This window comes from Subsaxibacter sp. CAU 1640 (assembly GCF_023156585.1).
In the GTDB taxonomy this organism is placed as follows: domain Bacteria; phylum Bacteroidota; class Bacteroidia; order Flavobacteriales; family Flavobacteriaceae; genus JBPOFM01.
Map to the genome: position 1 here is coordinate 217,776 of NZ_JALNMI010000001.1, position 24,883 is coordinate 242,658.

24 protein-coding genes and 2 tRNA genes are annotated in these 24,883 nt (G+C 35.7%); 4 read left to right on the forward strand and 22 right to left on the reverse strand.

The features are described 5' to 3' along the window. Positions 1 to 11: 11 nt before the first annotated feature. The 7 genes from M0G43_RS00855 to M0G43_RS00885 are packed head-to-tail and all read right to left on the reverse strand — an operon-like array spanning position 12 to position 4,648. Positions 12 to 374, reverse strand: coding sequence for an MmcQ/YjbR family DNA-binding protein (locus M0G43_RS00855; RefSeq protein WP_248022605.1), 363 nt, complete (start codon positions 372 to 374; stop codon positions 12 to 14). Then, positions 371 to 769: a GNAT family N-acetyltransferase gene (locus M0G43_RS00860; RefSeq protein WP_248022606.1), complete on the reverse strand. Its 399-nt coding sequence runs from the start codon at positions 767 to 769 to the stop codon at positions 371 to 373. Before M0G43_RS00860 ends, M0G43_RS00855 begins: the two co-directional genes overlap by 4 nt. Beyond that, positions 766 to 1,515, reverse strand: coding sequence for a cyclase family protein (locus M0G43_RS00865; RefSeq protein WP_248022607.1), 750 nt, complete (start codon positions 1,513 to 1,515; stop codon positions 766 to 768). The genes M0G43_RS00860 and M0G43_RS00865 overlap by 4 nt, the downstream gene beginning before the upstream one ends. Then, the gene (locus M0G43_RS00870; protein ID WP_248022608.1) at positions 1,515 to 2,306 is read right to left on the reverse strand and encodes a DUF3667 domain-containing protein; all 792 of its coding nucleotides are present in this window, start codon (positions 2,304 to 2,306) and stop codon (positions 1,515 to 1,517) included. Before M0G43_RS00870 ends, M0G43_RS00865 begins: the two co-directional genes overlap by 1 nt. Further along, a complete protein-coding gene (hemW, locus tag M0G43_RS00875; RefSeq protein WP_248022609.1) occupies positions 2,290 to 3,474 on the reverse strand; it encodes a radical SAM family heme chaperone HemW in 1,185 nt (394 codons plus the stop codon). Before hemW ends, M0G43_RS00870 begins: the two co-directional genes overlap by 17 nt. Beyond that, the gene (gene ruvC / locus M0G43_RS00880; protein WP_248022610.1) at positions 3,474 to 4,028 is read right to left on the reverse strand and encodes a crossover junction endodeoxyribonuclease RuvC; all 555 of its coding nucleotides are present in this window, start codon (positions 4,026 to 4,028) and stop codon (positions 3,474 to 3,476) included. Before ruvC ends, hemW begins: the two co-directional genes overlap by 1 nt. Then, positions 4,028 to 4,648, reverse strand: coding sequence for an outer membrane beta-barrel protein (locus M0G43_RS00885; RefSeq protein WP_248022611.1), 621 nt, complete (start codon positions 4,646 to 4,648; stop codon positions 4,028 to 4,030). The genes ruvC and M0G43_RS00885 overlap by 1 nt, the downstream gene beginning before the upstream one ends. A gap of 75 nt (positions 4,649 to 4,723) precedes the next feature. Here M0G43_RS00885 and M0G43_RS00890 point away from each other — a divergent pair, with 75 nt between their 5' ends. The 3 genes from M0G43_RS00890 to M0G43_RS00900 are packed head-to-tail and all read left to right on the forward strand — an operon-like array spanning position 4,724 to position 7,704. Next, a complete protein-coding gene (locus M0G43_RS00890; RefSeq protein WP_248022612.1) occupies positions 4,724 to 5,656 on the forward strand; it encodes a lysylphosphatidylglycerol synthase domain-containing protein in 933 nt (310 codons plus the stop codon). Beyond that, positions 5,653 to 6,777, forward strand: coding sequence for a glycosyltransferase (locus tag M0G43_RS00895; protein WP_248022613.1), 1,125 nt, complete (start codon positions 5,653 to 5,655; stop codon positions 6,775 to 6,777). The genes M0G43_RS00890 and M0G43_RS00895 overlap by 4 nt, the downstream gene beginning before the upstream one ends. Before the next feature lie 51 nt (positions 6,778 to 6,828). Further along, positions 6,829 to 7,704, forward strand: a complete 876-nt coding sequence (locus tag M0G43_RS00900; RefSeq protein WP_248022614.1) for a hypothetical protein — start codon at positions 6,829 to 6,831, stop codon at positions 7,702 to 7,704. A gap of 6 nt (positions 7,705 to 7,710) precedes the next feature. Here M0G43_RS00900 and M0G43_RS00905 read toward each other — a convergent pair whose 3' ends face one another. From M0G43_RS00905 to M0G43_RS00975, 15 genes are all read right to left on the reverse strand, one after another. After that, positions 7,711 to 8,178: a hypothetical protein gene (locus tag M0G43_RS00905; RefSeq protein WP_248022615.1), complete on the reverse strand. Its 468-nt coding sequence runs from the start codon at positions 8,176 to 8,178 to the stop codon at positions 7,711 to 7,713. Between the two features lie 92 nt (positions 8,179 to 8,270). Continuing rightward, positions 8,271 to 9,380 carry a tetratricopeptide repeat protein gene (locus M0G43_RS00910; RefSeq protein ID WP_248022616.1) on the reverse strand — a complete coding sequence of 370 codons (1,110 nt, stop codon included), beginning with the start codon at positions 9,378 to 9,380 and terminating at the stop codon, positions 8,271 to 8,273. 19 nt (positions 9,381 to 9,399) lie between these two features. Then, the gene (locus tag M0G43_RS00915) at positions 9,400 to 10,980 is read right to left on the reverse strand and encodes a M56 family metallopeptidase (protein WP_248022617.1); all 1,581 of its coding nucleotides are present in this window, start codon (positions 10,978 to 10,980) and stop codon (positions 9,400 to 9,402) included. Between the two features lies 1 nt (position 10,981). Continuing rightward, on the reverse strand, positions 10,982 to 11,344 hold the full coding sequence (locus M0G43_RS00920; protein ID WP_248022618.1) for a BlaI/MecI/CopY family transcriptional regulator: 363 nt from the start codon (positions 11,342 to 11,344) through the stop codon (positions 10,982 to 10,984). Positions 11,345 to 11,681: 337 nt separating this feature from the next. Continuing rightward, positions 11,682 to 12,353: a response regulator gene (locus tag M0G43_RS00925; protein ID WP_248022619.1), complete on the reverse strand. Its 672-nt coding sequence runs from the start codon at positions 12,351 to 12,353 to the stop codon at positions 11,682 to 11,684. Continuing rightward, a complete protein-coding gene (locus tag M0G43_RS00930) occupies positions 12,350 to 14,395 on the reverse strand; it encodes a tetratricopeptide repeat protein (protein WP_248022620.1) in 2,046 nt (681 codons plus the stop codon). Before M0G43_RS00930 ends, M0G43_RS00925 begins: the two co-directional genes overlap by 4 nt. A 138-nt stretch (positions 14,396 to 14,533) precedes the next feature. Next, positions 14,534 to 14,701, reverse strand: coding sequence for a hypothetical protein (locus tag M0G43_RS00935; RefSeq protein WP_248022621.1), 168 nt, complete (start codon positions 14,699 to 14,701; stop codon positions 14,534 to 14,536). A 356-nt stretch (positions 14,702 to 15,057) separates the two neighbouring features. Then, entirely contained in the window at positions 15,058 to 16,368 is a 1,311-nt protein-coding gene (locus M0G43_RS00940; RefSeq protein WP_248022622.1) for a M20/M25/M40 family metallo-hydrolase, read from the reverse strand. Between the two features lie 64 nt (positions 16,369 to 16,432). Then, positions 16,433 to 16,504, reverse strand: a tRNA-Arg gene (locus M0G43_RS00945). Positions 16,505 to 16,680: 176 nt separating this feature from the next. Continuing rightward, positions 16,681 to 16,754 (reverse strand) — tRNA-Asp (locus M0G43_RS00950). Positions 16,755 to 16,835: 81 nt separating this feature from the next. Then, the gene (locus tag M0G43_RS00955; protein ID WP_248022623.1) at positions 16,836 to 17,765 is read right to left on the reverse strand and encodes a DUF58 domain-containing protein; all 930 of its coding nucleotides are present in this window, start codon (positions 17,763 to 17,765) and stop codon (positions 16,836 to 16,838) included. Positions 17,766 to 17,775: 10 nt separating this feature from the next. Then, entirely contained in the window at positions 17,776 to 18,321 is a 546-nt protein-coding gene (locus M0G43_RS00960; RefSeq protein WP_248022624.1) for a ClpP family protease, read from the reverse strand. A 78-nt stretch (positions 18,322 to 18,399) separates the two neighbouring features. Continuing rightward, on the reverse strand, positions 18,400 to 18,717 hold the full coding sequence (trxA, locus tag M0G43_RS00965; protein ID WP_248022625.1) for a thioredoxin: 318 nt from the start codon (positions 18,715 to 18,717) through the stop codon (positions 18,400 to 18,402). 118 nt (positions 18,718 to 18,835) lie between these two features. Then, positions 18,836 to 23,191 (reverse strand): DNA polymerase III subunit alpha, encoded by a 4,356-nt coding sequence (gene dnaE, locus M0G43_RS00970; RefSeq protein ID WP_248022626.1) that lies wholly within the window; start codon positions 23,189 to 23,191, stop codon positions 18,836 to 18,838. Positions 23,192 to 23,418: 227 nt separating this feature from the next. After that, a complete protein-coding gene (locus tag M0G43_RS00975; protein ID WP_248022627.1) occupies positions 23,419 to 24,093 on the reverse strand; it encodes a DUF6252 family protein in 675 nt (224 codons plus the stop codon). Positions 24,094 to 24,280: 187 nt separating this feature from the next. Here M0G43_RS00975 and M0G43_RS00980 point away from each other — a divergent pair, with 187 nt between their 5' ends. After that, a complete protein-coding gene (locus M0G43_RS00980) occupies positions 24,281 to 24,871 on the forward strand; it encodes a 30S ribosomal protein S16 (protein ID WP_248022628.1) in 591 nt (196 codons plus the stop codon). The last annotated feature ends 12 nt before the right edge of the window (positions 24,872 to 24,883 follow it).

Sequence of the window (24,883 nt, forward strand, 5' to 3'; positions counted from 1 at the left end):
AACTTATCATTTTATTCGAGAGAATCCCTCATTTTTTTGGTCATCCCTTTTACTACCATATCATAGGAATGGTCAATTAGTTCCATCAGAAATTTTGGAGAAATCTCACCAGAATTCAATGAAACAGAATTCCAATGTACTTTACTCATATGATAACCAGGATAAATACTGTCATACTCGGCACGTAATTCTTCTGCATAGTCCGGATCGCATTTAAGATTGATGAATCTATCGCCAACCTCCCACTTTTCAAGTCCAATAAGCGCAAACATCTTTCCCAATACTTTAAAAACCAAGGTGTGTTCATCAAAAGGAAAATCTTCTGTGACACCTTTTTTATTTAGACAGTAATCTCGAAGTTGGTCTATATTCATAATAAACGTTCCATTAGCCTTTCAGGATTTTTGACTTGGGTGTAGCCAAACTGCTCGTAAAGACCGTGTGCATCTGAAGTTTTTAGCATCCATACCTTACACGATTGAAGTTTTGGTTCCATATGCACAGCCTCCATCAATAGTTTAGAATAACCTTTCCCTCGGAACTGTGGTAACACAAAAACATCCATCAAATAAGCGAAAACGGTGTAATCTGTAGCAACTCTCGCAAAACCAATTTGTTTATCGTCGATGTAGATTCCGAAACACAAACAATGGTCTATCGTCTTTTGAACCTCTTCTAAAGTTCTGCCTTTCGCCCAATAGGTTGTTGCTAAAAATTGATGAATCAATTCAACCTGCAGCTTTGCTTTATCTGTCGAGATTTCTATCATTCTAAAATAGCATACAAAATTGGCTTACTTGGTGTCGCATCGTTTTCGAAAGGTGCAATTTGAAGATTCAGCACGTAGCAACCATCTTTTATTTTATTTGAAACATAAATAAATTCAGTAATTGTTGCATCTAGGCGTATGTTGCCTTTTGTATTCCAAAATGCATTATGACACAGCAATTTTCCTTCATCTTTTTCTTTGTCAACACTCGGCAAATCGATTAGCAAATGATTGACATCTTTGCTTACTAAATAAGTTGCCACTTCTTCCAATAAATATGGTGGATTTGTATTTGAATAGTGTCTCGATTTTTTGTCTTTGGTATTTGGTAGCGTTCTTAACACCACTGCATCGCGCTTCTTATTCCCAAGTGCTGTTTGTATCTGCTTTTTCGAGATCACAAAATCATCTCCCTTTTTTTCAGGAGCTACTGTAATGACTTCTGCCAAGAAAAAAAAGTTTTTCAACCTTTTATTGATGGAATGAAACTCCTTCGTAATATGACCTACACATTCGGTATGTGTGCCGTGAGCGTGCGGATTGAAGAGGATATTATTGAAATTCACATCTGCACCTTCTTTGACGCTACCTACCCAGTCGTCAAACCGTACGGGTTCAATTTTTGGCTCGTCAACATACCACGCGTTGACATTGCTTTTTGATGCTCGCATAGGTATTGAAATATCCAAAGGTTTTGATAAATCTATTTGAAGTTTTTTTGAGTTGTACTGAATGGTTGCTAGCATTATGGCATCAATTTAAATGTTACATCACTGATAAGTTGTCTGTATAGCAAAATCAATGTAAGAAATAAAACCAAGATAGAAAAAGCCTTTAAAGCAGAAAAGAACATATTATTCTTGTAGAATTTTTTGATTGCAAAAAACAAATAGAGAAAATTAACTGCTACAATTGAAATCTGAAGTACGACATTCCCGAGTTTACTCACCACAATCAACAGAACACAAAAGACTAAAAAGAATGAAAAATAATGCAGAGCAAAAATCATATGTTTTCCGAACGCAATTTGCTTTTTATAATTCACCATAAGTAAAATCAAGGCAAAAAACGGAATCAAAACGATAATTGCAGCCTTGGAAAAATTGGTTGTGTTGGAATCATACTGATGTTTCAACTCCAATTCCGAAATACCAACTTGTTCACTCATTTGGTTTAAAGCCGTTTGATTATCATTTCTGAAATAATATTCAGCCGGAATTCGTAAAATATCAGCTTGGGTCAAAAATAAAAAGAACAATACGTTGATGAGGAGGAATAGTTGTATGGGCTTCATAAACGGTTTTCGAATCCCTTCTACGTAATTAACCGTCAATTCACCTGGTTTGAAGATTAAATAGTAGAAACTCTTGAACACTTTGGAATCTAGATTAAAAATTCCATCTACACTTTCTTTCAAAAGTGTTTTGAAATAGAAATCCTTCTCCTCCACCACTTTCTCACCACAAAAGTGACAATACTTACCTACAAGTGTTTGTTCACAGTTTTTACATAAAGATGGGTTATCGATTGTTGCCATTGAGGTTTAACATAAAAAGATCAGAAGCTATACCATCACTCAAAAACTTGCCTTTTTTTGTGACCAAGAGTTTGGCGTCATCAAGATACAACAAATGCTCTTCAATATGTTTTTTTGCTTGCTGCAGAAGATAATTTTTATATTGCATTCCAAAATCCTGCTCAATTTTTTGCAGAGAAACTCCCCAAACCGTCCGCAAACCAGTCATCACGTACTCATTGTATTTATCGGTTACAGTCAATGTTTCAACCTCTATTGGCACTATATTTTTCTCTAATGATTGAATGTATTTTGAATTGTTTCTGACGTTCCAACCACGTTGCATACCATTAAAAGAATGGGCTGATGGGCCAATTCCCAGATAAGGTTTGCCAAGCCAATAGGCAGAATTATTCCTGCTGAAATAATCAGGTTTACCGAAGTTGGATAATTCATATTGAATAAATCCGTTTGCTTCCAATGTTTCAATCAATAGATGAAATTGTTCTTGCGCCACATCATCATCTACATTTTCCACAATTCCCTTTTTAATGAATGATTCTAACGCCGTTTTGGGTTCCACTGTCAACGCATAACTCGAAATATGTGGAATATTGAATGCCAACGCAGTTTCAATATTTTTCAACCAACGGTCGTTGCTCAACCCTGGAATTCCATAAATCAAATCGATGGAAATATTATCAAAATAGCGTGTAGCTACAGATAAACATTCTTTTGCTTCTGCCGCATTGTGCGCGCGATTCATCAATTTCAAATCATCTTCAAAAAATGATTGGATACCAATGGAAAGGCGATTGATACCAATTGATTTGTATTCTTCGAAAATAGTTCTCGCATCTCGACTACGCTCGATGTGACCTGCTCGAACAGACACAAAATCATCAGGATTTGCTTCTAAAGTGATTTCGGGATTTTCAGCAACCTTAAAATTTCTGTAAACTTCAGAAATCAATAATCTCAACTCGTCAATCGTCAATAATGATGGCGTTCCTCCTCCAAAATAAATGGTTTCAACAGTTTGATTCTGAAATTCATCCTTTCGCAATCGCAGCTCCTTCACTAAAGCGTTTACCAATTCATCTTTCTTTTTTAAAGAGGTAGAAAAATGAAAATCGCAGTAATGACAGGCTTGTTTACAAAATGGAATATGAATGTAGATTCCAGCCATTATTTCTTAACTCTTTCCTGATTTTGCTTCACAAAAGAAGCCCAACCAGAGTAACTCTTACCAACCTCAACTTTGCCATCGTTATAAAAATGACAAACAGCAGCTGCCAATCCATCCGTAGCGTCGAGATTTTTTGGTAACGTTTTCAAATGGAGAAGACTTTGAAGCATTTTTGCCACTTGCTCCTTACTTGCGTTTCCATTACCTGTAATCGCCATTTTAATCTTTTTTGGTGAATATTCTGTAATTGGAACTTCACGACTCAAACCGGCAGCCATCGCAACACCTTGTGCACGACCCAGTTTCAACATACTTTGAACATTTTTACCAAAAAAAGGCGCTTCAATGGCTATTTCATCTGGATGATGCGTATCGATTAACTCGATTGTTCGTTCAAAAATCAGTTTTAATTTTAGGTAATGGTCATCATATTTTTTTAAATCCAGCTCATTGAGTTGCATAAACTGCATCGATTTGCCAACGACTTTTATTAGTCCGAAACCCATAATAGTCGTTCCTGGGTCAATGCCCAATATGATTTTTTCTTTACTCATCAATCACAATAATAACAGCCACTTAAAGAAAATGAAATGCCAAAAGTAATGGTGGTTAAATTACCATTGAAAGATCCATAACCATCCGTGGCTGGGTCGAAATCCTTTGCAAATCCGTAGATATAAGAAACATCTGTGAACAACGAAATCGTGTCAGTCATTCCATAATGTATTTCCAAACCACCCATTAAATTCAGAAATGAGTGTTTGTTGTCTGTATAATTTCCCAAAGGTTTTAAGAATGTATATCCTGGACCAGCGTGCGCGACCAAACCGATTCTTGGTGGCAAAAAATTCAAAGGTGTGGCATCGTATACAAATTGAAGGTTTAACCTTGAATAATTATTTTTGAATTCCGGAGACTCATCCGAATTCGAAAAGCGATTAAATCCGAAATCAAATTTGGCTCCCAACTGTTCTTTGAACATATATTGAACACCCAAATTGACTGTTGGAAAATTGATAGGTTTTGCTTCAAATGGCGCTACAAATCCGCTTGAAGACGGACTATTGACACCAATAGCTATTTGTGCTTTTAAGACGCTTTTTGCGTTTTGCGAAAAACCAAATAAACAGCAACAAAGTGCCAAAACCGAAAGGATATATTTTTTTGAGAACATCAGTATCTAATTATAATTGGTTTAATTTGTGCAATGCTTATGACCTTGCCATACAAAACTAAACAATTCTTGGTTGTGCTGCTTAAATTAAGCATTGTTGTTGGCGCATTTTATGTGATTATAGATAAATTGACCTCCAACGACGAACTCGAATTTCAAACATTTTTTAAATTTTTGCGCGAAAAGAGCTTTTTTTCGGTAAAAACCATCTTTTTTTTACTGATTTTGACCGTTTTTAATTGGTTTCTGGAAATTCTAAAATGGAAAACTTTAGTGTCTTTGGTGATTCCAATTTCATTAAAAAATACTTTTGAACAAAGTTTAGGAGCGTTGACAGCGTCGTTATTAACACCTAACCGAATCGGTGAATATGGCGCAAAAGCAATTTACTATGCAAAGCCTTTTCGAAAAAAAATTATGTTGCTCAACCTGCTTGGCAATATGATGCAAATGACTGCAACTGTTCTATTTGGAATTGTAGGAATAGTGTTGTTGATGCAGTTTTATCATCTGCAATTGAACTATACACTAGTATTCATTTTGATAGCTATTTTCTTGATAGTCGCGCTACTCATAGTTTTTGCGTTGAAAACCGATAAATTCGAAATCAAAGGTTTTTCCGCCAAGAAAATCAAGGGCTTTCTCAAATCCATTCCTTCAAATTTGTGGTTCAAAGGATTAACACTTTCCGTTGGTCGTTATTTAATTTTCTCGTTTCAGTTTTATGTTCTACTGAAAACATTTGGTGCAGAAATAGGATATTTCCAAGCGATAATGGTTATCACTTCGATGTATTTGGTTGCTTCTGTAGTGCCGTCAATTTCAATTTTTGATGTGGTCATTAAAGGTAGTGTTGCAGTCTATCTGTTTTCTTTTGTAGGTGTCAACAATTTGACCGTGTTATGTGTTGTGATGCTGATGTGGATTCTTAATTTTGTCATTCCAAGTATCTTTGGAAGCTATTACGTTTTGAATTTTAACTTTCCAAAATCTGAAGATTCACTATGACCATCATCGCCATCATCATCGCTATACTCTATTTATTTTTGATTGGAAGTTTTATTATAGGTTTTGATAAAGTGAATGATTTTCATCTAAAAGATTTAAAGGCTAAAACCAAATTTTCAGTAATCATCCCTTTCAGAAATGAGGAAAAAAATCTAAAGTCGCTTTTGGAATCCATCAAACATCTGAATTATACAAAAGAGCTTTTTGAAATTATTTTTGTCGACGATGAATCTGATGATGATTCCGTAAAAATAATCAACCATTTTCTGAAGTCATCAAAAGTGGATGTTTCCATCATTTCAAATGTAAGAATCAGTCAATCGCCAAAAAAAGATGCTATTGCTACAGCTATTTCCAATGCTAAAAATGAATGGATTGTCACTACAGATGCTGATTGTGTTTTGCCAAAATTTTGGTTGGACAGTTTTGATGAATTCATACAATCAAAGCAACCGGAACTTATCGTGGCTCCTATCACCTATCGTAAATTGAACTCGTTTTTGCATCGTTTTCAGCTCTTGGATATTTTGAGTTTGCAAGGAAGTACCATTGGAGGTTTTGGAATCAACAAGCCATTTCTCTGCAATGGCGCCAATTTAGCTTACACAAAGCAACTTTTTCAGCAATTAAAGGGTTTTGAAGGCAATGAAACCATTGCAAGCGGTGATGATATTTTTCTGCTTGAGAAAGCAGTAAAATCCATTCCAGAGAAAGTAATGTTTTTAAAATCTGAACAGTCCATCGTCAGTACGTTGCCGCAACCAAGCTTCAAGGAATTGATTTCACAACGTGTTCGCTGGGCTGCAAAATCAAGTGCGTATCAGAATTTGTTCAGTAAAATCGTAGGCATCATCGTTTTTCTGATGAATGGTGGAATGATTGTATTTTCCCTTTTAGCACTCATAGGTATTATCAAAATGAATGTATTGCTCTATCTATTGGTCATCAAGTTTGGCGTTGATTTTCTTCTGATTTACAAAACAGCCAATTTTACCAATCAAAAAGAAGTGATGCCATCTTACTTTTTTGCGTTTTTGGCATATCCTTTCTTTAGTGTTTATGTGGTGTTTGCATCTGTTTTTAGAGGTTACAAATGGAAGGGTCGCAACTATATCAAATAGTGATTAACTCATTTATTTTCGTTAGATTTACTCTATAAAATTGCCTTTGTTATGAGAAAGATTCTTTTTTTGATGTGCTTTGTGTTAAGTTATTCAACTTTGACAGCCCAACAAAGTTATTCTATTGATGGTGAAACGATTCAACTTAAAACCGAAGTTGACGGAAAGCTTGATTTGCTTTGGAATATTATTGACAATGAGTATCGTTATTTCATAAAAACATCTGATGGAAGCATTAAAGAACTTGTCAATACACGCGATGATAACGACAATTATCAGGAACAATACAAAGCCACTCTTGAAAATGCTACATCAGGAATGTCTGCCAGCAAAGTGAATTTGACACTTCCAAGTCTTATCTCATATATTGAAGATTACAATAAAAGTCAAGATTCCAATTTTGAATCGACACATTCAAAGAGCAAAGCACAATTGCGTTTGATGGTGTTTGGAGGCATTACCAATAGTCCTTTTGTTGAGAATCCAGACAATGTGAAGACACCACTTTTCGGAGCAGAGCTGGAAGTTTCTGAAGGTCGTGAATCACCTCGTCATTCTGGCTTTTTTCAAGTTCGCCACGTCTTGGAAGACAAGGATGAGTTTCCGTATTCCACAACCGAATTATCTTTAGGGTACCGTTTTCGATTTGTAAAATCTAGAGGTTTTAATTTGTTTGCTGATGTTAAAGCAGCTACACTTAACTTTTCAAAAGCGACGATTGCTGTTGCAAATAGTGGCACTGTGATGTTAGAAGAAGTTACGGACACAGCGTTTGATGTTCCTTTTATCTTCGGAATTGGAGCAGATATTAGAGTGTCAGACAAGAGTTTTGTTACCATTGGATACAATCAATTATTCGCTGCGTTTTTGGACAATCAAGATAACTTTTCGACCGACTTTACCGTTGGCTATAAAATGCAGTTGTAAACGGTATCAATTGCTATTCACAATTACTGGGAGATTAAACTCTGTAGCAACTTGCTGTCCACGTTTAATAGCTGGATGTATTTGAGGTAGAGAGTCAAAACTATGGCGCAAAATGCTGTCTAGCTTGGGTATTTGAGTCTTTATGACATCACTACTTTTCACATCTTTGATGCTGAAATTGCCTTCTTTGTCTATATGAATTTTTAAAATGACTGTATCATTGACATCTTCAGTAATGACAATGTTTTGCTTCAATAGATTCTCGTTCAATTTGTTTCGAAGAAAATCCTCAAAACAGATTTTCTTATCAGGTGAAGCATCGCAAATACTGAAAGTTGGATATTCATCGACATCATTCCAATTGATGGATTTCAACTCTTCGTCAAGAATCTCTTTGGTATCGATTTTCTTTTTGTCGAAATAGTTGCAAGACATCAACATTGCAAAACATACAATTACGGCAAGTCGTTTCATTCAGATTGATAGTGAAACCGAAAAGTACAATTTTTTTTGATATCTAATGATGCATTGCCTACAAAGGCTCAACTTGTGATGGCATTCAAGCTTCAATCTTCGGCATTCAAGAATATTTCTTCCTTTAACTCTTTGATATGTCTATCTACCCAATAAATGAAAGGATTTTTCGGGTATTTGGTTTTAAAATCTTCGTGAAGCTTAAGTTTTACTTTCAGGTCGCCATAATATCGCTCTTTTGCCATTAACAGATAGAATTGTGCAAAGTCATTATTCGGATTGATTTTCAATGCCTTTTGCAAAACCTCAATCGCCTCCTTGTATTTTTCTTGTCTATTTAGCACCTTACCAAGCCTTGTATATTCGTCGTCCAATGGAACATCCCTTATTTCAAGCGCCAAAGCCATATATTTTTCGGCATTGGGAAAATCTTCCAAACCTTCATACGCCTGACCAAGAATGAAGAGGTTTTTGAAATGTTTTGGGTCATACTCTAAAGCCAACAATCCTTGCTCTACAGCCTTTTTGTAATTGTAATGCGCCATATAACAATAACCCAAACTTTCGTGAATGAATTGTGAGGATTCACCCAATTCTATCAATTTTTCAAACCATTTGGCCGACTCTCGATAATCTTCCATCCAATAATAGTTTTGGGCCTTTAAACTGATGAGTTCTATGTTATTTTCATAAGAATCCAAACCAATTTTGATAAATTGAAGTGATTCTTGGTGTTTGCGTTTAGACAATAATTGCCTTGCGATTTTATAAATGGCTTTTTGATGAGTGTTATCAGATTCAAAAGCCAAACGATAATGATTCATTGCTGTGGAATCATTCAAATGTTCGAGCGTAACACCTAGTTCATAATGGTAATTTGGATTTTTGTCATCGGTTTGTACCAATTCCCTCAAAAGCGCAGTAGATTCCTTGTTATGTTTTGTGGAACGAAGTAATTTGGCATAATCAAATTTCAATAATACATCCTGCGGATGGGCTTCCAGAGCGCTCTTATAGCTTGATAGTGCTGCGTCATAATTGCCCAATGCTAAAAATGATTTGGCTATCTGTTCCTGCACCTCGGCAGCATTATCAACTTTTTTGTAATGCTCAATGGCTTTGGAATAATTGCCAGTAGCATATAAACTATCAGCAAGCTTCAAAACCGAAATTTGGGCTTCGGCTTTGAAAACTACTAACACTAAAAACATTATTGAAAACCTATTCACTGACTTGGAATATAATTGGCAAACTGTACGGAACAACTACTGTTTTACCTTTCTGTCTTCCAGGTATCATTTGTGGTAAGCTTTTGATGACACGTATGGCTTCCGCTTCAAGTTGTGGATGTGACGCACGAGACATCACATCTACAATATTTCCTTCTTTATCAATTTTGAACAAAACGGAAATACGTTGTCTTCCCGTTAAACCAAATTCTTTGGCTATATTGGTGTTAAAGTTTTTATTGACAAAATCATTAACAAAATCTCTAAAACAGTCACGTTTCTCGTCATTGGTAGCAAGGTCATTACATTGGGAAAGAGTCGGGGCTTCTTCTATAACTGAAAATGGGACTTCGATTGCGTCTTCATAATCATTGGGTACAAACTTAATATCAGATGTATTCGTTGTTGTTGAATTTTTCAGATTCATAAACATAGTATATGGCTTTTCATCATTAGGACCTTCAACCTTAAGCTCAATAAATCCTTCTGGAATTGGCTTTTCTTTTTTGTGTACCGAATAATGCACTTCGTCCTTAAGATAATCTATAAAAGCCCAAGCTACATATTCAGGATTATTTCTTAAAAATGATTCATATTCCTTATGGATTCTGCGTTGTTCATCATTCATTTGCCCTGGCATTTTTAACGTATAGGAATATTTATCAAGTGAAATTTCTTCATTTGCAATTTCAGTTTCGTCTTGACAGGATGTGTAAATTAACATTCCAAAAATCATTGGAATTAAGAGCGCGTATTTAACTAAATTGATACGGTTTGATTTTGATTTGTTTAACATAACTAGTCGTTTTTTGATTAATGATTGATTGAAAAAAGTATTTGTAAAGGAGATTTGATTGGTGTCAAAAACTCGTGAAAGCAGCTTTTCGTAATACTGTTTTTTATCGCTTTGTTTCAAAGCTTGTTCATCCGCTATGTATTCGTGCAGCGTGGCAATTCTACTTTGATACATATAAATTAAAGGATTGAACCAAAATAAAATCCTCAACACTTCAAAGAACATCAAATCCCAACTATGTTTTTGCGAGACGTGTACCAATTCGTGCTTTAGAACCGTTTCCTTTTCATTTTGATCAATTTGTTCTCCCAAAAAAACATAGTTAAAAAATGAAAATGCTTCCTTACTATTCTTTAAACTGATGATGACGAAATTACGTTTCCATCGTTTCGGATTTTTCTCTATGAGATTATTAATTTTAATAAACTTATAAGCCAGAATTAGTGCAGCCACAGCCATTCCGAAATACAGCAAATAGTTCCAATCCCAGATTAAACCCGGATTGACATTGGCCTGCTGTGAAATACCTCCAACGGTTTCAACAGGCGCAGAGGAAATGTTGCCAATAATAACTTCTGGCAAACGAACTACAAATTGCTGCGGGACAATGGTTTTGACAACTTCAAATTTTATGAAAGGTAACAGAACGGAAGCCAAAGCTGTAAAAAGCAGATAAAAACGGTTCCAATTAAAAAATGTTTCTTTCTTGAGTAGCAGATCATAAATGATCAAGAAAAACAACTGAAAAGCGACGGTTTGTAATATATAATGTAGCATATCAATCTTGTTTTTTGTTCATTTCCTTTAAAACTGATTCTAACTCATTTAAACTGATGTCATTTTTCTTCACAAAGAAAGACACCATACTTTTAAAAGATCCTTGAAAATAGTTGTCGACGAGTGTATGCAAGCTCTGATTACTGTATTCTTGTTTTTGCACTACAGGAAAATACAGATGACCTTTCCCTTCTTTTTCATAATCCACAAAACGCTTATTCTCCAAAATTCGGACAATTGTTGAAACAGTATTGTATGCTGGTTTTGGCTCTGGCAATTCGTGTATAATGGCTCTCACATTAGCCTTTTTAAGTTGCCACAATATCTGCATAATTTCTTCTTCCGCTTTTGTCAATTGTTTCATATTCTTAAAAATTAAGTAGTTGGAATTGTAAATATAACTAATTTTTTAGTTTAAACTAAATTTTTAGTTAAAATTATTGAAGTAAGTTGAAAAATAAAACCCGATACATCAGAATTGAAATATCGGGTTTATTCTTTTTTGCTATTAATTCAACAAATTACTAGAGGGATTACTATTTGCTTGTTGACAAGTCAAATATAGGAAAGTGATATAACTTTTTGACGTGGAAAAACCGTAACCTCATTACGGAAAAACCGTAATATTCAAGTATAGTAATGGATTACACAGCAAATAAAATTGAAAAAATCTGTAGAAAATCAGAAAAATTGTCGTGATTTTATATAAAACCTTTTTTTCTGGCCTCACTTATAAGGGTTTCGTCCTTACCATCATCTATTGAAAAAAGTTCTTTTAACTGTTTTTTTCTCTTTTCAATAGAGCTCATTGAAAGATCGATATGCTCGGTCAAACTTCGTGTTTTGATGCCTTGGGAAAGTAAGTAAAGAATTTTTCTATTGATTTCATCAATTTGAATCTCATTTACAACCAACTTATTTAAAAATTGATTCACAGTGCTACTGTAATAAGGTGGAGAGACCATAATATGCTGAAATGCCTCCGCCAACTCACTTGAGGTCAAATCACTTTTAATCAGAAAGCCATCTGGATTGATGTTTTTAATGATGTTATGAATACGATAAGATTCATTAAACATAGTCAGAATGATCACTTTTGCGTTCGGCATCAGCTGTTTTGAAAGCTTTGCCAAATCTTCACCTGAAGTCAACAATCCATCTCTTGAGGGTGGAATTCTAATATCGAAAAACAATACGTCGTATGGCTTTTCCCGAGCTGCCCTTCTCATCAACAAATCGGCCGTGTCACAATCATTCGCAGTGTCGATAATCAAGGTCTGATTGTCTTTTTTGGTAGCCATCAAGGTGTTTTGATAGCCTTCGATAATAATCGGATGGTCGTCAACCATCAAAATATTGATTACTTGGTTCATAGTTGGTTGTTCGAGAAGGGGATTTTTATTGAAATAGTCGTACCCTCATCAATTACAGAATCAAATTCAACCAAACCATTAACTTCCTCCACACGTGAATTGATGTTTTTTAGACCTATTCCTTTTTTACTTTTATTGAAAACAAAACCTTTACCATCATCTTTGATGGTCATTAAAATTACATTATTTTTTAGTTCAAAACTAATTTTTATATGGGTTGCCTCGGCATGCTTATAGATATTCTGCATAGATTCCTGTAGGATTCTATAAATATGGATTTTTGTTTTATTTGGGATTACCTCCCAATTGATATCATCACTGTAATAAAACTCATACTTGAGGTTATAAGCTTGAGTTTGATTTTGTACCAATGTTTCAACAATATCCATAAAACCAGAGCCTGCAACGAAATCTGTATTTAGGTCGTGAGATATTTTTCGAATATCTTGTTCAATATCTTTTAGATCATTTATGTATTGTAATCTTGTTTTTGCAGCTTCTGGTCCATCTTTAAAATTAAATGTATCAAGACTCAACCGTGTTCCGAATAATCTGCCCAGAACACCGTCATGAATTTCTTCAGAAATTCGCTTTTTTTCCTGTGCTCTGGCCTCATCCACTTTATCTTGCTGGGATAGCATCAGATTATAAATTTCTTCGTTGGCTTGCTGTTGATCTTTTTCAAATTGAAGCTCTTTGTTCTTGGTTCTTTGAGAAATTATGATGTACAATAAAAACAAGGTAACCAATAATACAATGGAGACAATCAAAAGCCAAAATCGTTGCGTAGCAATACGCTCATTTTCCTGCTCAATTTGGTCGGTTTCAAATTGAACCCGAGCAGACTTATTTCGAAACCCTCGTTCATTCTGAAGCAAGCTATCACTTAATTTGATATGTTCATTAAGATATTTCTTTCCTTCTTCTCCAGGTTTCAGTTCTGAAAGCAACAACAACGACTCAAGCAGCATATCATTTTCTGAAGTAAGTTTAGCCAGATCATAAGTTTCTTTCGCATAATGTAGCGAACTGTCGATCTTACTTTGAGCTTTATAGAAATGGGCTATGTCAATGGTTGTTGCCAATTTCGTGATTGGATCCTCTAGACTATCCGCTATTTTATAAGCACGCCTGAAAATTTTCTCCAGTTTGTCATAATCTTTATCTCCATTTAGAAATTGCGTATAGGCCAAGTTGTCAGAAACCAAAGCATAGAACGTGGGATCTAGATTAAAAAGATTGTCTTCTTCAAGTATCTCTCTGTAGAGTTTTTGTGCAGTCTGCTTATCACCTTTTTCTCTATGAACAAATGCTTCGTTGTTTATAGAGTATAACATTGGCAAAAAACCATTTTCTCGTTTTTTAGCTATTTCAAGGGCCTTTTGATGATAATCAATAGATTCATCATAACGGTTTAATTCTAATGAAATTATTCCGAGATTAGTATAAAGTTGGTAAGTTGAAATTAAATTAGATTCCGTTTTTGGCAGTTCTGATAGCAATTTCAATCCTCTTATAGCATTTTCTTCACTTCCCAAGTAATCCTTTTCATATTGCAGGATTTCAGAAAGATTTTGTAATATTTCAACTTGGCTAGATTTTCTATCTACCTTATCGTATAATTCAATAGCGTTGGTTAAATAAAAATAGGCGCTATCATTTTGTGTTCTTTTTTGATAATAATACCAGCCTAAATTATGCATTGATTGACCCAACTCCAAAGTGTCGCTCAATTTTTCCGCTAGCAACAATGTTTTTCGGTTTTGAAGCCTAAAACCATCGTAATCTCCACTGTAAAGTAAAGCTGTTGACAATACACGCCTACTCTTTAAAAGGGTTGTGTCAGATTTAAGTTTTATTGATAATGAAACCGCACGATTTGCATATTTCACACGATCTTGAAGATTCAGCTTTTTATTGTTGCCTTGACTTCTTAAGAAAATTACGCTATCATAAACAGATTTATTTTTGGCTTCTTGAGAAAGACAAATACTGCTATTCCAAGCAAAAAAAAACAGAAGAAAAAATGAAATTCGAGACACTCTTAAAATCCGTGGTTATACTCTCAAAGGTAAGAGAAATAATGAAATTTAAGAAAATTTAAAGTTTGAGCGTAATACAAAGACATTTAGCCCTCGACAATTAAGGCGAGAGCTAATTAAAATATATTCTAAAATTTATTAACCTTGGTCTGGTATTTTCACCTCATTGCGAGAGTGAGCAATCAAATCGTAATGAGCTTTTGTTGTTTCATAAGTATCGACTGTATCTTTATCAGTCTTCTTTTCAGTTTGACTTGAAACAGCTACAAATAATGCTAATAATAGAGTAATTTTTAGGGCTTTCATGGGATTCATTTTAAAGTTATACATTAGTATATATTAGATTTAGTTAATTAATAATTTTAGGGCATGCAAAAATGCCTTTCGAGGGAAGAATGGATTATTAATTATTCAAAATATAATACCAATTAAGTATTATAATAAAATGAGGGAAACTACAGGCAACCTAAATTGCAAAAAAAATGGATTAAATATGTCCTAAATAAGTGTTTGGGGCTTAAGAAGGACTGCTAATATATGTTAATCACAACACAAAAATAAAAATTAATCGATTAAAAGCAATATTTTATCGATGAAATAACATTTAAGAATGATTTTATTAAAAACTTATGAACAATTTGCGCTAGTGTTAGATAGGCAAGCTATTTTTTAAAAGCCATTCTGTAAATCAAAACTGCAGCCTTTTTTGCTTGCTCAGACACATTATTCAAATTACCTGTTTCTCTAATGGTGTGGTCATCAACACCGCCGGTTAAACCAAGTCCATCGATAGCCATATCAACATACCCAGAAGTGAACGAAATATCAGCAGCACCAGCATTGCGTGGATTGACAGGAGTGATGCCCCCAAAACCCAAATCTTGACTCACTTGGCTATAGATTTCCAACAACTGCTTATTACCTACTGTTGAAGCCATAGGAGGATATCCACCATCACCAAAAATTATTTCTGCCACTGTACCGTTGTAGCTTTTCGAAGCTATGCTTATCATTTCCAATTTGGCATTTTCAAGTTGTTCTGGTGAAATTGCTCTAATGTCTCCCCGCACAACTACCTCCTGTGCAACGACATTTGTTTTGCCGAGCGCATGACCACCTGTCAAATCTTTATTTTTATCTAAAGATGTTCCTCCTATGATAAAGCCAGGATTAAAGGTCAAATTTTCTTCTTTGGACAGCTTTAAATAAAATTCATTTAAGATACGAGATGCCTCATAAATAGCTCCTACACCCACATTTTCTGTAAAAATTTGAGAGGAGTGTGCTGGCTTGCCATTGACTTTTAATTCCCAATCGGTAGATCCTCTTCTCGAAGTAACAATAGTTTGACGATTGCCATCGGCATTTTCAAAACCCAAAGCTATGTCAGCCCATTTCGCAGCTTCCACCAAATCTTTTTTGGAAAGTTCCAAAGGCTTTCCACTCTTTTCTTCGTCGCCAGTCATAACAATCTCAATATTCATACTATTCAGAACACCAGCATCCTTTAGTGCTTTCATGGCCAGAATGATAATGACATCACCTCCTTTCATATCAGAAACACCTGGACCATTCATAATAGAATCGTTTACCATTCTGTATTCCTGAAATGGACTATCTAGTTCAAAAACCGTGTCCAAATGACCTATCAATAAAAATTTTGGTCCCTTACCTCCTTCTATTCTTGCAATTAAATGCCCTGCTCTACCATAATCATCACCTGATGTCAACACAGTTTTAAATCCAAGTTCATCTAATTCTGCTTTAAAGAGCTCTCCCACTTTCCTCACACCTTCAAAATTCATGGTACCACTATTGATGTTTACAGCTGTTCGCAATAAATCCAATGCTTCTGCATTACTTTTGTCAATAGATTTAATTATAATTTTTTCTACAGATTTTTTTTGGGCAAAAGATGGCATTGATATGGTAAAACATATTGCGAGAGTGAGCACTTTGAACAGATAATTCATGTTAAACAGTTTGAATTAATAAATGTAAATTTAATGCATTTTCTTGTCAAATGCTGAAGAATTGTAGCTCCACCAGGACTCGAACCTGGATCTAAAGTTTAGGAAACTTTTGTTCTATCCCTTGAACTATGGAGCCCTAAAACAAAAAAGCATCCCAAATTCCGAACGAGTCGAAACAAGGAAAGCCTTTCATTGGCAATACCAAACTACAATTTGGCATCACTACTTTCCGAATATTACTCCGGAAACAACACAACTACTTTTAACTGCCAAAAAAAGCCCCAAACATTTTGGAGCTTTCAGCAATTTTTGCGGTCTGGACGGGACTCGAACCCGCGACCTCCGCCGTGACAGGGCGGCATTCTAACCAACTGAACTACCAGACCGTTCGCATAATTGCGGTTGCAAATATACGTTCTGTTTTTTATAACGCAAATATTTTGCTCTAATTTTTTTAAAATTTTTAATCATTTGAATTTACCGCGTTCTACCATATAGGTTGTGAGTATTTTATCAAATGATTTCGTAATGTCGGCTTCCACATATTTAATTTGATATTGACCACATTTTAATCTCAATTCATCAAAATAAGCTTGAACATCTGATTCATAATTATCCTTAATGGAATCAGGATATAAATTGATGTGTTCGCCAGTTTCAACATCAATAAAGCGTTTAGGAGCATTGTCAAAATCAAATTTCAATTCTTTCTCACTATCAAATACATGAAAAAGCACAACTTCATGTTTGTTATGTTTTAAGTGTCGTAAGGCTTCAAACAACTTTGTCTCATCTGTTGAGGTTTGAAACATATCCGTAAAAAAGAAGATCAAAGAGCGTCGATGAATATTTTCTGCTATTTGGTGTAAATAAGTATAGGTTTCTGTTTGCTTGTTTATAGGTTTAGTTGCCACCATGTTACTCAATTGGCCCAAAAGCATCTGATGATGACGTTCACTTCCTTTTTCCGGTGAATAAAAATCATAGGCATCACTGTAAATGCTCAAACCAACCGCATCTCTCTGCTTTTTGAGGATGTGCATCAAACTTGCCGATGCCAACGCTGAAAAGGCTATTTTATTGAGCTTGTTGATGCCGAATTCCTTCATTCTAGGATAATGCATGGAACTACTATTATCAATGATCAAATGGCAACGAAGGTTGGTTTCTTCATCATATCTTTTGGTGAAAAGCTTATCCGTTTTGGCATATAGTTTCCAATCGATATGCTTGGTGCTTTCTCCTTGATTGTAGATTTTATGTTCAGCGAACTCAGCCGAAAACCCATGAAATGGACTTTTATGCATTCCCGCAATAAAACCTTCAACAACCTGCTTGGCGAGAAGTTCGAGGTTTTTAAAACCTCCTGTTTTATTCAGTTCTTGCTGTAAATCCATTCAAATTGTACTATTTTAAAATTTGGTCGACAATGCCGTATTCAACAGACTCTTGTGCTCCCATCCAATGGTCACGGTTGAAATCTTTCATAATTTTTTCGATAGATTGTCCACAGTTTTCGGCCAAAAGACGAGCGCTCAATTCTTTAGTTTTTAGAATTTCCTGTGCCGTGATTTCGATATCACTGGCAACACCTCTTGCCCCACCACTTGGTTGATGAATCATCACACGAGCGTGTGGCTGGATGAAACGTTTGCCTTTTTCTCCTGCTGACAACAAAATTGAACCCATAGAAGCGGCAAAACCAGTACAAATGGTCGACACATCACTTTTTAAAGATTTCATGCAGTCATACATTGCAAAGCCTGAAGTGACATAACCACCAGGACTATTGATATAAAGATGAATGTCTTTAGTCTCTAAAGCATCGAGATACATCAAACGGTCAATGACGTGTTTTGCTGATTTATCGTCCACCATTCCCCAAAGAAAAACCTTTCTTTCTTCAATCAATTTACTGTCTATGGCGTCTTGTATTTTAGTTTTATTACTCATTGTTTTTTAATTTTTAACTAAAATAAAAAAAGGTTTACCATTACAGCAAACCTTTTATCATTTCTTTTGGATACTTATTTATAAAAGAGAATCGATTGCGTCAGTGTAAGCATTTTTAGGTGCCACACCTACTTGCCTTCCTACGACCTCTCCATTTTGGAACACCAAAACTGTTGGTATATTTCTCACACCGTATTTTGCAGCAAACTCTTGGTTTGCGTCAACATCAACCTTACCAACAACTGCTTTTCCTTCATATTCTTGACTGATTTGGTCAATGATTGGCCCAACCATTCTACATGGTCCACACCAAGCAGCCCAAAAATCAACCATTACTGGTTTATCGCTTTTTAATACTGTTTCTTCAAACGTTGCATCTGTTATCTCTAATGCCATAATTTCTATCTTTAGGTTTTACTTCTAATCAATATGCAAAATTAGTCAAAAATTCTGCCAAACCTTACGTGCTTAACATTTGTTTTGATTATTGCCAGATTGACTGCTGTTATGACAGTTAATTCAATTTATAATACACATCATGATTTGACAATTCATCCAAAAGCTCTTGCGAAATTTTTACTTTTTGTTTTCGGCTTGGCATATTCAATTTTAGCTTTTCTTCGTTGTCATAAATTACAAAATTCAACGCATGATTACCTTCGTGCATTTTGAATAAATCGTTTAGCACTTGTATACGTTTTTCTTGCAAATCTCTGATATCCAACTGTACCGATAGCTTCTTCGCATAAGTATCCATCACGTCATGCAATAACTGGAAACTATTAAACTGAATGCGAGGATCACTTTTCTTGCCAGTTTCTTTGTTGGTCCAGCCTTCCGAAATTCTTATTTTGACATAAACAAATGAATTTTTCACTAGAAAATGCCTAAACTTCAAATATTCTTCTCCGAAAATCCTAAACTCGTAACTGTCTGTATAATCCTCAACCATAAAAGATGCCCAGCCTTTTCCTTGCTTACTGACTCGATGTTGAATATCCGTCACAACACCGCCAAAAGAAAGCTCTCGATTCACATAAGATTCCAAATCTTTTAAATGAGCAAGACTTGCATTGCAGAAGGTAGTCATTTCAATTTTAAAATCATCCAGAGGATGCCCTGAAATATAAATACCGACTACCTCCTTTTCCCTTGCCAATTTTTCCATCGTTCCCCATTCTTCACAAGGTGGCACTTGAGGCTCTGCAATTTGAACATCACTCGCATCTCCAAATAAACTCACTTGGGCAGAATTTTCATTCTCCTGATGTTTGCTACCATAACGGATTGCTTTCTCTAAAAACGTGACACCGTCACCATCATCAGAAAAATATTGTGCTCTATGGGTTTCTTTGAAACAATCAAAACCTCCAGCCAATGCCAAATTTTCAAAGGCTTTTTTATTGGCAGCACGCAAATCAATACGTTTGGCCATATCAAAAATGGATCTGTAATGACCATCTTTTTTTCTGTTTTCAACAATTGTCAACACTGCGCCTTGACCAACACCTTTTATGGCTCCCATTCCGAATCGGACAGCATTGTCTTTATTTACAGAGAATTTATAGTAAGATTCATTGACATCTGGTCCAAGTACGTTCAATTTCATTCGCTTGCATTCTTCCATAAAAAATGTTACCTGTTTGATATCATTCATATTATTTGAAAGTACAGCTGCCATATATTCAGCAGGATAATGCGCTTTTAAATAGGCGGTTTGATAGGCTATCCAAGCATAACAAGTGGAGTGCGATTTATTGAAAGCGTAACTCGCAAAAGCTTCCCAGTCTTTCCAAATTTTTTCGAGAACGTCCTTTGGATGGCCGTTTTTTTCGCCACCTTCCAAAAATTTGGGTTTCATTTTTTCGAGTACAGCGAAAATCTTTTTTCCCATCGCTTTACGCAAAACGTCAGCTTCACCTTTAGTGAAATTTGCCAATTTCTGGGACAATAACATCACCTGCTCCTGATAGACTGTAATTCCATACGTTTCCTTGAGATATTCTTCCATATCATCCAAATCGTATACAATCTCTTCATCGCCGTGTTTTCTGCGGATGAAACTCGGAATGTATTCCATTGGACCCGGACGATACAAGGCGTTCATAGCAATGAGATCATCAAAAACCGTAGGTTTCAGGTCTTTCATATGTTTTTGCATTCCAGGCGACTCATACTGAAATATTCCGACTGTTTCTCCTCGTTGAAACAACTCGTAGGTCTTTTCATCATCCAGAGGAAAATTATCTGGGTCGAGCGTGATATCGTGTTTTGCTTTAACAATTTTGACGGTATCTTTTATTAGGGTCAACGTTTTCAGACCCAAAAAATCCATTTTCAATAAACCAGCATCTTCAACAACGGAGTTGTCAAATTGAGTCACATACAATTCAGAATCTTTTGCGGTTGCTACAGGCACAAAATTGGTGATGTCGTCTGGAGTGATAATGACGCCGCAAGCGTGGATACCAGTATTTCTTACTGAACCTTCAAGGGTTCTTGCCAAGTTGACCGTTTCGGCTTCCAGATCTTGTCCTTCGGAAATATTCAACAGTTGATTGACTTTCTCCAAATCTTCAGCACGAAACACTTTGCTCAATTGCTTCTCGTCATAACTGAAAATCTTTCCGAGTTTTGACATTGTTGGAATCAATTTGGCGATTCTATCAGCATCAAACAACGGTAAATCCAAAACACGAGCAGTATCTCTAATGGACGATTTTGCAGCCATCGTTCCATAAGTTATGATTTGCGCAACTTGACTGCTTCCATATTTTTTGATGACATAGTCCATAACTCGACCACGACCTTCATCATCAAAATCGATATCAATATCAGGCATACTTACACGGTCTGGATTCAAAAAACGCTCAAATAGTAAATCGTATTTAATTGGGTCGATATTGGTAATCCACAAACAATAGGCTACCACAGAACCTGCTGCTGAACCACGTCCTGGACCTACGGAAACATCCATTTTTCTGGCTTCACGAATGAAGTCTTCAACGATCAAGAAATAACCAGGATATCCAGTATTTTTGATAACATCCAACTCAAAATCGAGTCGCTCCTTGACGTCATCTGTCAGTTCACCATACCTTTTTTTTGCACCTTCATACGTTAGATAACGCAAATAATCATCTTCATTTTCAAAATCTTCAGGAATATCAAATTTCGGAAGCAAAACTTCCCTTGCCAGTTGATAGCTTTCAATTTTATTGACAATCTCTTCAGTATTTGAAATGGCATCAGGAATATCCTTAAACAAGGATTTCATTTCCTCCGAAGATTTGAAATAGTATTCCTGATTCGGCATTCCGTAGCGATAACCTCGTCCACGACCTATAGGAGTAGCTTGCTTTTCACCATCTTTGACACACAATAAAATATCGTGAGCGTTGGCGTCAGACTTTTCAGCGTAATAGGTATTGTTGGTAGCAACTACCTTTACATTGTGCTTTTTAGAAAATTCAATCAAGACAGGATTCACACGATTCTCATCTTCTTGGTTGTGACGCATCAATTCAATATATAGATCTTCACCAAATTCTTCCTTCCACCATAAAAGTGCTTCTTCAGCCTGATTCTCACCAATATTCAAGACCTTGCTTGGCACTTCACCATAAAGATTCCCTGTCAAAACGATTAAATCATCCTTGTATTTTTGAATGATTTGTTTGTCAATTCGAGGTACGTAATAAAACCCTTCGGTGTAAGCGACAGAAGAGAGTTTTGCCAGATTATGATAGCCCTTTTTATTCTTTGCCAAAAAGACGATTTGATAACCATTGTCCTTTCGAGTTTTATCGAGTCGATCTTCACATACGAAAAACTCACAACCTATTATTGGCTTTAGTTCTCTTTCTGAAGGATTCTCACCTTTTTCAATGAGAGCGTCGTTTTTAGCTTTCACCGATTTATTGTGATTGCTCACTTCTCTTACGAAATGAAACGCTCCCATCATATTAGCGTGATCTGTCAAGGCTACAGCAGGCATTTTTTGTTTGACCGCGTTGGCCACCAAATCTTTTATGCTGATGGTAGATTGAAGTACCGAAAATTGAGAATGGTTGTGCAGATGCACAAAATCCAAGTCTTTTAATTCCTCAATATTTTGAGCAATCTCGGCTTTTGAAGGCTCATCCGATCCTTGAAGCGCTTTAATCTGCTTCTTGATTTTCGCACTTTCCTGTTTAAGGTTGATGTGCTTAAGACCGATTAGCTGAATGGTGGATGGATTTGCCTTTTTGAAATTTTCAAAATAGTCAGCAGGCACATCCAATTCTTCCTTGGTATATTCTTCCAGACGCACCAATTCCAAAAAGCAGCGTGTTGTAGCCTCCACATCAGCCGTAGCATTATGTGCTTCAGCAAAAGGCTCATTGAATAAATGCTCGTGCAACTCCGTCAAGGTCGGCAATTTGAATTTCCCATAACGTCCGCCTGGCAACTGACACAGTTCAGCCGTATGCTCGGTACACGTGTCCAAAACAGGAATCTCTTGAAGTTTGTTTGCTACATCAGCCCTTACAAACTCTGCTCCCATAATATTTAGGTCAAATCCCAAATTTTGCCCTACAACAAATTTAGTCTTGTTTAAAGCGGTGTTGAATTTATCCAACACCTCCATCAATGGAACACCTTCCTGTTGCGCCAATTCAGTGGAGATACCATGAATTTTTTCGGCATCATAAGGAATATTGAAACCTTCTGGTTGTACCAAATAATCCTGATGATCGATACAATTACCCATATCGTCATGCAGTTGCCATGCAATTTGAATACATCTTGGCCAATTATCTACATCAGAAATTGGAGCATCCCATCTTTTGGGAAGTCCTGTTGTTTCGGTATCGAAGATTAAATACATCTATTAACTTTGTTGTTGTAGAGTTTGTCGTTTAGTCGTTTTAGCCACGAATACACGAATAATTTTTAATGAAATTCTTTAAATTGTTGGTGTTTTTCTTTACAAGAAAAGTTTTTAAAATTACATAAAATTTAAACTTTTTGAACCCAAAAGTTATAAACAGTTGTAAACAAAAAACGCAATCTTTAGGATTGCGTTTCTTCTTTATATATTTTAAAATTCAATTGCTAATTACAATCTCCTAAACTATCAATAATTGCCTGAAATGCACCTGTATCATCTCCACATGAAGCTTTCGCTTGTTGAAGCGCTGCTTTATAAGCATTGCAACGAGCTGTATAATTATCATCACCTGGCATTACTTCAGCATAGTTCGCCTGTGCTGTAGCTAAAGTATTTGTCGCCTGCTGGCAACTTACATTACTTCCAGTACCTCCTCCACCATTAATCGGAATTCTATAGAAATCTCCTTCGTTAAAACCTACAGACTGCAACCCATCGTCTGTAAAGGCAATGAATCTGAATGTTCCTGTAACATAGCTAGCTGTAGATTCAGTAATCTCCACTTGTCCAATTTCAGGATACAGAGAGACACTCGGATCAGGTGGGTTTGAAGTTGAATATTCAATGTCTTCAAAATCTACAAAATCTGCCCTTGAAGCACTTGTATCAGATAACACATATGTGTTGGCATTTGAAGAAGACAGATAAAAACTCATCTCCTCATTATTATTACCAGCAATAATTTTCAAATTACCATTTTGAATAAATGCACTAAAATAAGTTGCTCGCCAAAGGTTGTAGTTTTTATTCCCTGAAAATCCGGGTGTATTAAACTCTACTTCATCTCCGCAACTCCATATAGTTAGTAAGGTCAAGAAAAGTAAGGCAATCTTTTTCATCAATTTCTTTTTTCCTAGAAAATTTTGAACCGCTAATTAAAGAAAAAATAACGTTTTTAAAGGTTAAAAATTACAATAAAATTAAATGATTGATAAATTATGAATAAAAAATCGTCAATTGTCAAAAAAACAGTATCTTTGCGCACTTATTAATAATCGAGGTCGTGAACCTCACAAATTAATTTATATGCCAGTAAAAATTAGATTACAAAGACACGGTAAAAAAGGGAAACCTTATTTCTGGATCGTAGCGGCCGATTCAAGGTCAAAAAGAGATGGTAGATACCTAGAAAAATTAGGTGCTTACAATCCAAACACTAACCCTGCAACTATCGATTTAGATGTTGATGGTGCTGTAAAATGGCTTCAGAATGGTGCACAACCAACTGATACTGCAAGAGCAATTTTGTCTTACAAAGGAGCTTTATTGAAAAACCATTTGGCAGGAGGTGTTAGAAAAGGTGCTTTAACTGAAGAGCAAGCGGAAGCAAAATTCAATGCTTGGTTAGACGAAAAAGCGGGTCTTGTTGATGCCAAAAAAGAAAATTTAGCAAAAGCGAAAGCAGATGCAAAAGAAAAAGCATTAGCTGCTGAAAAAGAAGTAAATGCTAAACGTGAAGCTGAAGCTGCTCAAGCAGTTGCTGATGCTGAAGCTGCTGCAAATGCTCCTGAAGAGGCTGAAACCACTGAATCTGTAGAAGCTGAAGCTGCAACAGAAGAAGTTGTTGCTGAAGAAACTGCTGCTGAAGGTGAAGCAGAAGAAAAAACAGAGGAATAAAGAATTTAATTT

Excerpts from the sequence above, each read along its gene's own strand:
- M0G43_RS00855 (WP_248022605.1), bottom strand. The coding sequence starts at position 374 with ATGAATATAGACCAACTTCGAGATTACTGTCTAAATAAAAAAGGTGTC.
- M0G43_RS00860 (WP_248022606.1), bottom strand. The coding sequence starts at position 769 with ATGATAGAAATCTCGACAGATAAAGCAAAGCTGCAGGTTGAATTGATT.
- M0G43_RS00865 (WP_248022607.1), bottom strand. The coding sequence starts at position 1,515 with ATGCTAGCAACCATTCAGTACAACTCAAAAAAACTTCAAATAGATTTA.
- M0G43_RS00870 (WP_248022608.1), bottom strand. The coding sequence starts at position 2,306 with ATGGCAACAATCGATAACCCATCTTTATGTAAAAACTGTGAACAAACA.
- hemW (WP_248022609.1), bottom strand. The coding sequence starts at position 3,474 with ATGGCTGGAATCTACATTCATATTCCATTTTGTAAACAAGCCTGTCAT.
- ruvC (WP_248022610.1), bottom strand. The coding sequence starts at position 4,028 with ATGAGTAAAGAAAAAATCATATTGGGCATTGACCCAGGAACGACTATT.
- M0G43_RS00885 (WP_248022611.1), bottom strand. The coding sequence starts at position 4,648 with ATGTTCTCAAAAAAATATATCCTTTCGGTTTTGGCACTTTGTTGCTGT.
- M0G43_RS00895 (WP_248022613.1), top strand. The coding sequence starts at position 5,653 with ATGACCATCATCGCCATCATCATCGCTATACTCTATTTATTTTTGATT.
- M0G43_RS00900 (WP_248022614.1), top strand. The coding sequence starts at position 6,829 with ATGAGAAAGATTCTTTTTTTGATGTGCTTTGTGTTAAGTTATTCAACT.
- M0G43_RS00905 (WP_248022615.1), bottom strand. The coding sequence starts at position 8,178 with ATGAAACGACTTGCCGTAATTGTATGTTTTGCAATGTTGATGTCTTGC.
- M0G43_RS00915 (WP_248022617.1), bottom strand. The coding sequence starts at position 10,980 with ATGCTACATTATATATTACAAACCGTCGCTTTTCAGTTGTTTTTCTTG.
- M0G43_RS00920 (WP_248022618.1), bottom strand. The coding sequence starts at position 11,344 with ATGAAACAATTGACAAAAGCGGAAGAAGAAATTATGCAGATATTGTGG.
- M0G43_RS00925 (WP_248022619.1), bottom strand. The coding sequence starts at position 12,353 with ATGAACCAAGTAATCAATATTTTGATGGTTGACGACCATCCGATTATT.
- M0G43_RS00935 (WP_248022621.1), bottom strand. The coding sequence starts at position 14,701 with ATGAAAGCCCTAAAAATTACTCTATTATTAGCATTATTTGTAGCTGTT.
- M0G43_RS00940 (WP_248022622.1), bottom strand. The coding sequence starts at position 16,368 with ATGAATTATCTGTTCAAAGTGCTCACTCTCGCAATATGTTTTACCATA.
- M0G43_RS00955 (WP_248022623.1), bottom strand. The coding sequence starts at position 17,765 with ATGGATTTACAGCAAGAACTGAATAAAACAGGAGGTTTTAAAAACCTC.
- M0G43_RS00960 (WP_248022624.1), bottom strand. The coding sequence starts at position 18,321 with ATGAGTAATAAAACTAAAATACAAGACGCCATAGACAGTAAATTGATT.
- trxA (WP_248022625.1), bottom strand. The coding sequence starts at position 18,717 with ATGGCATTAGAGATAACAGATGCAACGTTTGAAGAAACAGTATTAAAA.
- dnaE (WP_248022626.1), bottom strand. The coding sequence starts at position 23,191 with ATGTATTTAATCTTCGATACCGAAACAACAGGACTTCCCAAAAGATGG.
- M0G43_RS00975 (WP_248022627.1), bottom strand. The coding sequence starts at position 24,093 with ATGAAAAAGATTGCCTTACTTTTCTTGACCTTACTAACTATATGGAGT.
- M0G43_RS00980 (WP_248022628.1), top strand. The coding sequence starts at position 24,281 with ATGCCAGTAAAAATTAGATTACAAAGACACGGTAAAAAAGGGAAACCT.